Raw genomic sequence first — 11,814 nt, 5'->3', positions numbered from 1 at the left:
GTCATGATACCAGTGAATTTGCCTGTGATAGCTTATTTCAATGGTGGGTAAACGAGGGTATTATTCATTATCCTAAAGCAAAATCATTGTTGATCCTTTGCGATGGTGGAGGGAGTAACAGCTCACGGCACTACATTTTTAAAGAAGATTTACAAAAGACTGCGAATGCACTTGGATTGGAAATTAGGATTGCCCACTATCCTCCTTATACCTCCAAGTATAATCCCATTGAACATCGTTTTTTTCCTCATGTGACTCGTGCTTGTGAAGGTGTTGTATTTGACTCGGTTGAAACAGTTAAAACATTGATTTCTAGAACATCAACGTCAAAAGGACTAACAACAATTGTTCACATACTCGACAAAATATACGAGACAGGACGAAAATATGCCGCTGACTTCAAAGAAATAATGCCGATTGTATTTGATACACATTTACCAAAATGGAATTACCGTGCAATTCCTCAAGAATAATTAATATCGGGAAGTTGTTTCGTGCTTATTCCTTAATATATTAGGCCTATTTTTATTACAACGTCAGCGAACTTTTGCCGTGATATTAATTAGTTTTTCCCTGAGTTTGTTATTGTTACTCAGTTTACCTGTTGTCACAAAATATCTGGCAGCAACTCAGGAAATCTATCCACCTTTAAACAATAACGCTGCACAACAATTTTCTGCACAGGCAATTGTTGTTTTAGGCGGTGGTATACGTAAACCAGCTCCTGAATACCTCCAGAAAGTGACGCTAAAAAATCGAACTCTGGCTCGGGTACGTTATGCTGCTTTATTGGCTAGACAAGCGCATTTACCATTATTAGTCGGTGGTGGCAAGATACTTAAAAAAGACCTTCCCGCGGAAGCAGAAGTGATGACTGCTGTGTTAAGCAATGAATTCAACCAAAAGGTGCGCTGGCAGGAATCCAATAGTCGTAATACAACAGAAAATGCACGCTGTACACACAGGATATTAAGCAAGAATGGGGTGCAGCGTATAATTCTTGTGACTCATGCTTTACATATGCGTAGAGCTGTCGAACAATTTGAGTTACAAGGTTTTGCAGTTATGCCGGCACCAACGGTTTTTTTATCTCGAACCGGCTCTCTGGATCTCTTTAGTTTCTTACCTTCAGCAACAGCCCTGGAACATAGCTCTTTAGTGATACATGAAATAATGGGGCGTGTCTGGTATAAACTCAGGTATTAAGGTTATTTCTATCAAAGAATATCACCTAAGTTTTTTATAGCCCGCGGGGCGAATAGCTACTCTGGTTTGGATAACAGTGCATAAAGAACCGTCTGCTTGATAATAGCCATATTCAAATAGGGGGGTACTTCTGCCCTTATTGGCTAAATCAGTGCGAATTTTCTGCTCTGTTTCCGGCGAAATATGGAAGCGCAACTCCAAATCAGTTAAGCCTTGTTCTCTGAAATCTAACTGTAACGAGCGTGTCCAGACGGCATAGCCCGGAAATATTTTCATACAGGCCATTGCGGCAATAGGGTCGGCAAGGCAAGCTTGAAACCCGCCAAATAAACTCCCGCCTATATTAGTGGCAATCCAGCTATGTGGAAGGCGTATTTTAATATGGCGCCAGTCGGAAGATAGATCCAGTACCTTAATACGCATTAGCCAGAATGCAGGAAACCACTCGATTCTTTTTTTATCAGAAATTAAAGAAGTATTCCAGATTAAGCGACGTAAGTTCATTCGGTTGCTGATTGTAAAGGTGTCATTTATTTCACCTTGAAGAACAGGGGAACTTGAAGGTATTGCCCTTGCCTTGCTTCAATTTCAAGTCACAAGACAGCTATTAAACCAGACTTTTACTGGCAATTTCAAAGACATCTTTGGATATATTTTCAGTCTTTATAATTCGCTCTAATTGCTGTTTCATCAAGCCTTGTCGCTGTTCATCAAATCTGCGCCACTGGGTTAAAGCACCCACCATACGTGAGGCAACCTGGGGGTTAATGCTATTTAAAGCAATCACCTGGTCGGCCAAAAATTGATAACCCTGGCCATTTTTTGCATGGTAATGGATTGGATTGGCCTGACTAAAAGCACCGACTAAAGAACGCACCCGGTTTGGATTTTTTAAATCAAAAGCAGCATGTTGTAATAAAGATTGTACGACAGCAAAGGTACCTGGCTGTGAACTTGCAGCCTGCAGACTAAACCATTTATCGATGACCAATGCCTCTTCCTGCCACTGTTGATAAAATTGCTCTAAATATGTTATTTTATCCGGGTTTTTAGTATTTACAATTGCGCCTAATGCAGCGATCTGGTCGGTCATTGTTTTAGCGTTAGCAAACTGTTCATTAGCCAGTTGGTAGCTGTACTTCGTATCCAGTTGACTTAAATAATCCAGACACAGGTTTTTAATTTTACGCTTGCCAATAGCATCAGAATTAAGCTCTCCGCTTTCTCTCTGGTTATTTTGATGATATAGATCTGTCAGTTGTTCTGTTAGCTGCTCAGCCAGACTACGTTTAACTAGCTGCCTTGCCTGGTGAATAGCATCTACATCGACAACAGGCATTTGTTCCGCCAGATAATTTTCAGCAGGTAAAGAAAGTAAGCAGGCTAAATAAGAAAGGTCAGGCCATTCTTGATCAAGAATGATTGTAAAGCTATCAACCAATATATCCGGGATAGTTAAGCTTTGCTCTTGCTTAATTGCTTTAATCAGTTCAAAAATAATACATGCCATTAATTGCTGTCCTGCTTCCCAGCGATTAAAGCTATCGTTATCATGCTGTAATAAAAAAGCAAGCTCAGTTAAAGGTCGTGATATTTGTAATTTAACCGGTGCAGAAAAGTCACGCAAAATGGAGAGTATTGGAGTACTTGGCACATTTTCAAAGACAAAGCTTTGTCTTTGTTCTATCAACTCCAGTATGAATTCATTATCTATGCCTGTTACATCGGAGACTGAAGCATCTATAGTGGAGCCATTTTCTGCAAACAAAGCGACTTTAATAGGGATATGTAATGTGGCTGGATTTACCTGCTTAGGTATAGTCTGACTTAAAGTTAGCGTCAATGCTTGCCTCTCGGCATCATAAGCCTGTTCAGCTAAAATTATCGGTGTTCCTGCCTGTGCATACCAGCATCGAAACTGACTTAAATCTTTATCATTTGCATCTTCCATTGCCTGAACAAAATGCTCACAGGTAACGGCTTGGCCATCATGTCGCTGAAAATATAAATCAGCGCCTTTATGAAAATGCTCAGTGCCTAATAAAGTACGTAACATGCGTACTATCTCAGCACCTTTTTCATAGACGGTGAGTGTGTAGAAGTTATTAATTTCTATATAGGCTTGGGGACGTATAGGGTGTGCCAAAGGCCCAGCATCTTCAGCGAACTGACGAGTGCGTAGCATATTGACATCATCAATACGCTTAACGGCTTTGGAAGTCTGATCGGCGGTGAATTCCTGATCACGAAAAACCGTAAAGCCTTCTTTCAGGCTTAATTGAAACCAGTCCCGGCAAGTAATACGATTACCCGTCCAGTTATGAAAATACTCATGCCCAATCACTCCTTCGATATGTTCATAATCCATATCAGTCGCAGTATCAGGACGCGCCAGGACAAATTTTGTATTAAAGATATTCAGCCCTTTATTCTCCATGGCCCCCATATTAAAATGCCCAACTGCAACGATCATGTATAGGTCTAAATCATATTCACGCCCATAAACTTGTTCATCCCAGCGCATGGCATTTTTTAAAGACTGCATGGCATGCGCGCATTTATCGACATCATGTGCTTCTACAAAAATTTGCAGGCTAATCTTTCGGCCACTCATGGTTGTGTAATGGTCTTCGATGCATTCTAATTGTCCAGCAACCAGTGCAAATAAATAACACGGCTTTTTAAAGGGATCTTCCCATGTGACCCAATGGCGATTATCAATTAATTCACCTTGTGCGACCTTATTACCATTGGATAATAAAACAGGATAAAGCGTTTTATCGGCAATTAAGGTGGTGGTAAATCGTGCCATCACATCAGGCCTATCCAGAAAATAGGTGATTTTGCGAAAGCCCTGCGCCTCACATTGAGTACACAACATATTATTGGACACAAACAAACCTTCCAATGCACTATTAGCCTTTGGGTTAATAGTATTTTCTATTGCCAGAGTAAAAGTTGTATTTTGTGGTACATCAACGATGCTCAGAGAGTCATCGGTTAATTTATACTCGTGCTCAGTCAGTTCCACCCCATCTAAGGCAATACTGATTAAAGTAAGTTCTTCACCTAATAACTCTAATGGGGCATGCTTAGCTTTATTATCCGGGTTATGCGTAATCGTTAGCCGGGAGACAACTCGAGTATACTCAGCTTCAAGGATAAAATTTAAATCGACAGTTTCAATTAAATATTTAGGTACTTGATAATCTTTAAGGTAAGTAGTTTCTGGCTTAGCTTCTGAGGTATGAGTATTGCTCATTATTGTTCTTGTTTTTTTATTGTTGCAATTAAGGAACGCGGCTGGAATAAGTTTGTCACGATGCACATAAGATTACGCAAGTATCTCTAAACTGCTGAAGACGAATCTAGGCCAGCAAATTGTTGCCGTTATTCTAAGTATCCCGGCAAATTTGATTTAACCTTTTTAGAAAATATCTTGGTAATGTTAATAGGCACGTAGAGCGGACTTTAGTCCGCTTTACATTGATGCCTTAATTTAGTTAAATTAATTTACCTTGGGTACTTATGCATACTCCTGACAAACTATTACTAGAGTTTTTTATAGTTCTTAAAGGAAAAAATGATAAGTAACATCCAGGCACTTAAAAAACAGATTCCACCAATTGGAGTAATCATTCCCAGCCATTTTATGCCTGATAAACTAAGTATATATAAGCTTCCCGAGAATAATATAATGCCGGAAAACATTAGCCAGCCAGCATAGATTATCAAGCGGGAATCAGGGTTTTGTTGTCTTAGTAGTGCAATTAAGCCCAGACCTAAAGCATGCCACATTTGATAAGTCACAGCCGTTTTATAAACCACCAGCATTTCAGGCGATAATATTGTTTTTAAAGCATGCGCACCAAACGCACCCATTGAGACAGCAAGAAATGCACTGATAGTACTTAAAAAAAGAAAGATAGAGTGCATTATTTTTCCAATAGACGAGGCATCAATTGAACAAGATTACATGGTTTAGTGCTAAAGTCCAATTGCTCACTAATTAAACTATCCCAGGCAGTACGGCAGGCACTTGAAGAGCCAGGCAAGCAAAAAATATAAGTTGCATTTGCCACGCCAGCGATAGCACGGGATTGTATCGTAGAGGTTTTTATCTCCTGATAGGATAGCATTCTAAAAATCTCGCCAAAGCCAGACAAAGTTTTATCTAACAGAGGCTCAATAGCTTCAGGAGTACCGTCTCTTCCGGTGACACCTGTGCCACCTGTGCTGATAATAACATTCACATTATCCTCAGCAATCCAGTTACAAACAGCAGCCCGAATTTGATAAATATTATCAGCAACTATCGTTTTGGCATACAACTGATGACCAGATTTTTCTAGTCGTTCAACTAAGGTTTTTCCTGATACATCATCTGCTTCTGTGCGTGTATCGGAAACCGTTAAGATTGCTATATTAAGAGGGATAAATTGTTTGTCAGTCTGAGGCATAATATACGCTTATTTTTGTATGGAAATAATAATACGCTATTTTACATAAAAGTGCTGTCTATAACAGATCTTGGTTCTTCCTTGAATATATAAGGCAAAAATCGTAGAAACAGTAGCTGAAGGCTCGCTATGCAAATAATCTGACAAAATAAATTACCAATATACTATTTTGCAAAGGGAAAGGGGTTCTGCGCTATAATTTCATATCCAACTGATTTTTTCTAGGATAATCAAAACTTAGGAGCGAGGATTTAATGATTTCCGAATCTTGACTTGTCTTTTTATCCGTTTTCCGTGCTGTAACAGCAGTTGCGTAGCCAGCTATGCGCCTATTGCTACGCCTTGAAAACGAACAAAAATCCTGTGTCAAACTTACCTTTATTATTAATATCTTCGCTCCTTAGCATATTACAAAAACAATATTAAAAAAATTTCTATGGCTATAAACCCGAAATCAGAAGATGGTCAAGCTCTACGCAAATTGTTTCCATTGCTCACAATGCCAGCACAACAATTTAAAGAGTTATGCTCTGATTGTCATGTGGTTACCCTGCCTAAGGGAAGTTTTTTATTTAACAGGGGCGATGCAACAGAGTCATTTATTTACCTTTTACAAGGTACAATTTCTTTACAGGCTGAAGAATTTATTTTTGAAAAGATAAGAGCAGGCACTGATGCTGCAAAATTTGCATTAGCCCATCAATTCCCCCGCAAGGTTTCTGCCCGTGCCCTTGAAAATGTGAGCTTCATTAGCCTGAAGCTCAATGTATTTGATAAAACAGATATTGATTATAACGAAATGAAAAATGTTTATAGCGTGGAAAATGAGGATGATTCTGAAGTAGACGCATCAATTGACTGGTTAGCGGCGATACTACAATCTCCTGTTTTTCAGCGCTTACCTGCTGTAAATTTACAGCAAGTCTTAATGAGCCTGCAAGATATTAAATTTAGCAAAGGAGAGGTTATTTTTCAACAGGGTGATGAGGGAGATTATTGTTATCTAATTAAAAAAGGACGTTGCTCTTTAAGCCGAAAGGTATCTGAGCAGGCAAAGGCAATACCGGGAACTTGCTGAAGGGGAAGCATTTGGCGAACATGCAATATTAACAGGAGAGCAGAGAAATATGACGGTTACAGCCGTCTCAGATATGCTGTTATCACGTATTGATGCTGATCGCTTTATAAAACTGATTAAAGAGCCAGCATTAAAGTATATTGATTATAGTGACTTAGCGCAGAATCCAGAGTCTCTTATTTTAGATATACGCCCTGCTGCCAAGTACAATAAAAATCATCTAGAAGGGAGTCGTAATATTCCTTTTTTCTCTTTACGCATGTTTATCAAGGAATTAATACAAGAGAAGAATAAAATTATTATCGTTTGTGAGGATGAAAAAACAAGTGATGCCGCTGCTTTTGAACTGATTAAGCACAGGGTTAATGCGCTTGTCTTAACTGGAGGCATGCAGAGCATACCAAAGGATAATGATGAAGTAATAGATGAGCCCGAAATAGAACTAACTGAGCAAATAGAAGAGATCAATGCAGCAGAAGATACAGAACTAAGCCTGCAACAAGAAAATCAAATATTAAAAGCTGATAATGAGCGCTTGGTGACTGAATTGACTTTATTTAAAAAGCAATACAAATTACTTTTTAGGCAAACAGAGAAGTTAAAAGCTGTTCTGGATAAGCTTAGAGCTGCTAAGTAAGCATTGACAACCCTTATCAGGATTGTCAAGCTTACCGCAATATAAAACCTTTATCGAGTTGAAAAAGGAATTATTTGATTTTTGCTTCTTTATACATGACGTGTTTACGCACAACAGGGTCATATTTTTTGATTTCCATTTTTTCTGGCATGGTGCGTTTATTTTTATCAGTTGTATAAAAATGACCTGTACCTTCAGATGAAACTAATTTTATTTTATCGCGCATTGTAATATCCTCTTAAACTTTTTCGCCGCGTTGACGCAACTCTGCTAAAACTACATCAATACCTTTTTTATCTATAATACGCATACCTTTTGCAGATAATCTTAAGCGTACCCATCTGTTTTCACTTTCAACCCAGAACTTATGATGATGCAAGTTAGGATTAAAGCGTCTTTTAGTTCTATTTTTCGCGTGCGATACGTTGTTTCCAGAAACAGGACGTTTACCTGTTACTTGACAAATTTTGGACATGATTCACCTCTAATGTGCCTTTATTCAAAGTTAGCCGGTCTTTATACCAAATTTATTTGTTCAGGTAAACAATAATATATTATTTTACTTGAAATAATCAGCCTCTTTTTGCAAAAAAAGCGTTATACTCAAACGTAAAAGTTAAGCTAAGCTAAGGGAGCTGGAAATAAATAATTGTCCAGTATTGGGCAGGATTTTTGTTCGTATTCAAGGCTAGTAACAGGCGCATAGCAGGCTACGCAACTGTTACTACAACGCAGAAAACGGACAAAAAGACCAGCAGCTTTGGATGATTATTTGTTTCCATCTCCCTAAACACACATTTTTCAAAGAGAAACATATAGTGACAATTAAACTAGGCATGGTCATGGATTCGATTGACCACATCAATATCCAGAAAGACACCAGTTTTGCCATGTTACTAGAAGCACAAGCACGTAACTGGGAAATATATTATCTGGAATTAGGTGATTTATTTTTACGTAATGGCAAGGCATATGCATATACCCGACAAATTCAAGTCGAGCGTAATCCTGAGGCCTGGTATAAGGTTATTGATCAGCAAAGTATTTCGCTAGAATCATTGGACTGCATTATTATGCGTAAAGAGCCACCTGTTGATCAGGAATATATTTATGCCACTCATATATTAGAACAGGCAGAGAAACAAGGGGTTTATGTTATTAATAAACCACAGTCATTACGTGATGCTAATGAAAAACTCTATACTGCCTGGTTTCCTGAATGCTGTACCGATACTCTGGTTACGCGCCGTGCAGATTTAATACGGGAATTTCTTAAAGAACATAAAGATATTATTTTAAAGCCACTGGACGGAATGGGTGGAGCCTCTATTTTTCATTTGCGCTGCAATGATCCAAATATCAGCGTTATTATTGAAACGATTACCGAAAATGGTACGCGGCATGTTATGGGACAAAGATACCTGTCTGAGATAAAGCAGGGTGATAAGCGTATCTTAATCGTCAATGGTGAAGCGATTCCTTATGCGCTTGCGCGCATTCCAGCCAAGGGCGAAACCCGTGGCAATCTGGCCGCGGGTGGCTTTGCTCAGGGGCAAGCTTTAAGTGAACGGGATATCTGGATTGCGCAGCAAGTGGGTCCGGTTTTAAAAGAAAAAGGTTTGGTTTTTGTAGGTATCGATGTAATCGGTGATTATTTAACTGAAATTAATGTCACTAGCCCAACCTGTGTACAGGAGCTTGATAAGCAATTTGGCATCAATATTTGTGCGCAGTTGATGGATCATATTGAGACTATGGTCGATAAAGTCTAGCTATATGTCTGAGCAAACCTTTCAACGCCCATCGCCCCTATCAAACAATGATACCTTACTGGTAACGATCTTTATTGCGGCAATTATTCATACCCTGATTATATTAGGCATTAATTTCAGTAAACCTAAGGTAGATAAAAACAGTAAATCCATTGAAATTACGCTGGTAATGCAAGAGGCAAAAAAAGCCCCGAAAAAGGCTGAATTTTTAGCTCAAAATAATCAGATAGGCGCGGGTATCAAACGTAATAAACCTACGCCAGCTGCAAAGAAAAAAACCAGTTCAGGGAGCAAACTGAATAAGCCGCCAGGTCAAAAAGCCATTCAGCAACAAAGTGCTACGCATAAACGCGTTTTAACACAACAGCAAGCAGTACAAAAAATTCACAAGACTGAACAAAGCAAAAAAACCAGTGAAATCAGTCGGCCTAAATTATCGATGGATGCCTTGCGCCGACAACTATCAGAGCTAGGTGAAAAAATACGTTACAAAAAACCTAGCAGTAACCAAAAACGCATCAAGTATATTAATTCCGTCAGTGCACATAAGTACCTTGCTGCACAGTATATTACTGACTGGCAGCGTAAAATTGAGAACATGGGTAACCTTAACTATCCTGCTATCGCAAAACGTTCTGGTTTTTCAAGCTCTCTTATAATGAATGTCGGCATTAAACCCAATGGCGCTATCTATAGCATACAGATTAGCAAATCATCGGGTTACCCTGCTCTGGACCAGGCAGCCAAGCGTATCGTTCGTTTAAGTGCTCCCTTTCCTCCTTTACCTAAAGCATTACTAGAAGAAGTTGATGTTTTAGTGATTACCCGGGTCTGGAAGTTTTCTGATGAATCTGGCCTGCATACCCGGTAAGCAGTTTAAATGGATTTCTGATGATAGATAAACATGGGCAGCAATAAAATAACATTTGTGTTCTGTGCTAAGAAATAAAAGTTTTTCTTAGTAGGAATACTTTTATATCTGGCATATTTGCATATTATTGATGCCTTTAGACCGAATCTGACATTCTTTATAAGGCTATTGTCAGTAGCTAAAAAAGGGCGTATTGTTGCATATATAACAAAATACTTATTTTGCTTATAAACACAATAGAGGAAGAATAAATGACGAATAAAATCAACTATAACAGACGTCAGTTTTTACAACGCTCTGCTTTTGGTGCGTGCATTTCCAGGCATGTTATTTGCTAAAACAGGACAGCAACAAAATAAAGCAACACCTGGTTTTAAAGCGGATGTAGAAATGGAGTTTACTTTACGTGATGCCTATGTTTCTGTCATAAAAGGTGGTCGGAAAACCAAAGTACAGAAGTATGATGCAAAGCTTTTAAAAGGCCCTAAGAATACACTGGTTGAATTAAAAGGTAATTATTTAGGCCCTATTCTTAACTACATCAAAGGGCAAAAAGTTCGTATCTATTATAAGAATAAAATGTCCGAGCCATCAATTATTCATTGGCATGGATTACATGTGCCCCAGCACAGTGATGGGCACCCTATGTATACTTTAGCTCCAGGACAGAGCTATGTGTATGAGTTTGAAGTGATGAATAATGCGGGTACCAGCTTTTATCATTCACACTCACACAATTTAACGGCTGAGCAAGTTTATTTCGGTTTGGCGGGACTTATTGCGGTAACCGATGACGAAGAGCAAAAATTAGATATACCTCGTGGGGAGTATGATCTGCCCTTTGTGATTCAGGATAGAACCTTCAATAAGCAAAACCAATTCCAGTATTTACGTGGTATGCACGGTAAAATGGTCGGCTTTTTAGGTGACACTATTTTAGTGAATGGTCTTCCGAATGTCATGTTTCCAGTGAAATCACGTGCCTATCGTTTTAGAGCAGTAAATGGATCTAATTCCAGAATTTATAAATTAGGCTGGGATGATGGTACGCCAATAACTGCGATTGGTACCGATGCACATCTTTTAGAAAAGCCAGAAACGCGACCTTATTTTATGCTTGCACCAGGTGAACGAATTGATTTATGGTTAGATTTTAGCGGACGCTCTGTCGGCTCTGAACTCGTGTTGTACAGCCTGCCATACGCTGGAGCGATGCCTCCTAAAATGGAAGAGCAGCGCTTAGGTAAAAAATCATCTGGCAGCATGGGTATGGGCGGCGGCATGGGCATGGGCATGGGAATGATGGGTGGTATGGGAGGAGGCCTAGGTCAGGGCGATAAATTTCCTATAGCCTCGTTTAAAGTGACTGAAAAAGTTAGTGATTCACCTGCATTACCTAAAAAATTAGCTCCTTTTCGACGCCTAACTGAACGCGATGTTGATAATAAAAACAAAGCAATTCCAATTGGCATTTCCATGAAGCCGATGCGCCCACAGTTAAACGGCAAATCTTTTTCCATGAATAGAGTCATGGATTTTGAACGCGTTAAATTAGGCTCTATTAAAAAGATTAAAATTTTTCATGACCATGGCCCCATGAAAATGGATGGTGATAAAAAAATGGATAAAGGTATGGACATGCGCGGGGAGTCGCTATTTTTGCGAAAGCTTGTTTTGGGCATCCCAGCCCAAGCAAGCGGCAAAAACTTAACGCGACCGCTAATGCCTTCGGCGCCCCAGACGTCCTGCGTACGTGCCACTTCGCCACTACCATCGTAAACTCGGTGCTG

General features: G+C 39.3%; 13 protein-coding genes. 7 read left to right on the top strand and 6 right to left on the bottom strand.

Annotation, left to right across the window (positions count from 1 at the left end; all coding sequences use genetic code 11):
- A partial coding sequence (locus CDZ78_RS14565; protein ID WP_140414082.1) for an ISAzo13 family transposase occupies positions 1-473 on the top strand: 473 nt, incomplete at its 5' end.
- 79 nt (positions 474-552) lie between these two features.
- A complete protein-coding gene (locus tag CDZ78_RS14560) occupies positions 553-1,206 on the top strand; it encodes a YdcF family protein (protein ID WP_167374320.1) in 654 nt (217 codons plus the stop codon).
- Between the two features lie 21 nt (positions 1,207-1,227).
- On the opposite strand, the gene CDZ78_RS14555 is transcribed toward CDZ78_RS14560, so the two are convergent.
- The 4 genes from CDZ78_RS14555 to moaB form a co-directional block, all read right to left on the bottom strand.
- Positions 1,228-1,710 carry a PaaI family thioesterase gene (locus tag CDZ78_RS14555; RefSeq protein ID WP_087870658.1) on the bottom strand — a complete coding sequence of 161 codons (483 nt, stop codon included), beginning with the start codon at positions 1,708-1,710 and terminating at the stop codon, positions 1,228-1,230.
- Between the two features lie 103 nt (positions 1,711-1,813).
- A complete protein-coding gene (gene pepN, locus CDZ78_RS14550; RefSeq protein WP_087870657.1) occupies positions 1,814-4,468 on the bottom strand; it encodes an aminopeptidase N in 2,655 nt (884 codons plus the stop codon).
- 290 nt (positions 4,469-4,758) lie between these two features.
- On the bottom strand, positions 4,759-5,142 hold the full coding sequence (locus tag CDZ78_RS14545) for a DUF423 domain-containing protein (RefSeq protein WP_087870656.1): 384 nt from the start codon (positions 5,140-5,142) through the stop codon (positions 4,759-4,761).
- A complete protein-coding gene (gene moaB, locus CDZ78_RS14540; protein WP_087870655.1) occupies positions 5,142-5,666 on the bottom strand; it encodes a molybdenum cofactor biosynthesis protein B in 525 nt (174 codons plus the stop codon). The genes CDZ78_RS14545 and moaB overlap by 1 nt, the downstream gene beginning before the upstream one ends.
- 436 nt (positions 5,667-6,102) lie before the next feature.
- Between moaB and CDZ78_RS14535 the strand changes: the two genes are divergently transcribed.
- Positions 6,103-6,744: a cyclic nucleotide-binding domain-containing protein gene (locus tag CDZ78_RS14535; RefSeq protein WP_087870654.1), complete on the top strand. Its 642-nt coding sequence runs from the start codon at positions 6,103-6,105 to the stop codon at positions 6,742-6,744.
- Complete coding sequence (locus CDZ78_RS14530; RefSeq protein ID WP_307190505.1) at positions 6,710-7,381, top strand: rhodanese-like domain-containing protein; 672 nt, start codon at positions 6,710-6,712, stop codon at positions 7,379-7,381. Before CDZ78_RS14535 ends, CDZ78_RS14530 begins: the two co-directional genes overlap by 35 nt.
- A gap of 70 nt (positions 7,382-7,451) precedes the next feature.
- Here the strand turns inward: CDZ78_RS14530 and rpmG are convergent, their stop codons facing one another.
- Positions 7,452-7,607, bottom strand: coding sequence for a 50S ribosomal protein L33 (gene rpmG / locus CDZ78_RS14525; RefSeq protein WP_087870652.1), 156 nt, complete (start codon positions 7,605-7,607; stop codon positions 7,452-7,454).
- Between the two features lie 12 nt (positions 7,608-7,619).
- Positions 7,620-7,856 (bottom strand): 50S ribosomal protein L28, encoded by a 237-nt coding sequence (gene rpmB, locus CDZ78_RS14520; protein WP_087870651.1) that lies wholly within the window; start codon positions 7,854-7,856, stop codon positions 7,620-7,622.
- A 343-nt stretch (positions 7,857-8,199) separates the two neighbouring features.
- Between rpmB and gshB the strand changes: the two genes are divergently transcribed.
- From gshB to CDZ78_RS14505, 3 genes are all read left to right on the top strand, one after another.
- Positions 8,200-9,153, top strand: coding sequence for a glutathione synthase (gene gshB, locus CDZ78_RS14515; RefSeq protein WP_087870650.1), 954 nt, complete (start codon positions 8,200-8,202; stop codon positions 9,151-9,153).
- Positions 9,154-9,157: 4 nt separating this feature from the next.
- On the top strand, positions 9,158-10,024 hold the full coding sequence (locus tag CDZ78_RS14510; protein WP_087870649.1) for an energy transducer TonB: 867 nt from the start codon (positions 9,158-9,160) through the stop codon (positions 10,022-10,024).
- Positions 10,025-10,330: 306 nt separating this feature from the next.
- Positions 10,331-11,803 carry a multicopper oxidase family protein gene (locus tag CDZ78_RS14505; protein ID WP_244559261.1) on the top strand — a complete coding sequence of 491 codons (1,473 nt, stop codon included), beginning with the start codon at positions 10,331-10,333 and terminating at the stop codon, positions 11,801-11,803.
- Positions 11,804-11,814: the final 11 nt, after the last annotated feature.

Origin of the sequence: Bathymodiolus platifrons methanotrophic gill symbiont (assembly GCF_002189065.1) — a bacterium.
Taxonomy (GTDB): domain Bacteria; phylum Pseudomonadota; class Gammaproteobacteria; order Methylococcales; family Methylomonadaceae; genus Methyloprofundus.
The sequence above is the reverse complement of the archived record's forward strand: the minus strand, read 5'-3'. Positions and strand labels throughout refer to the sequence as shown.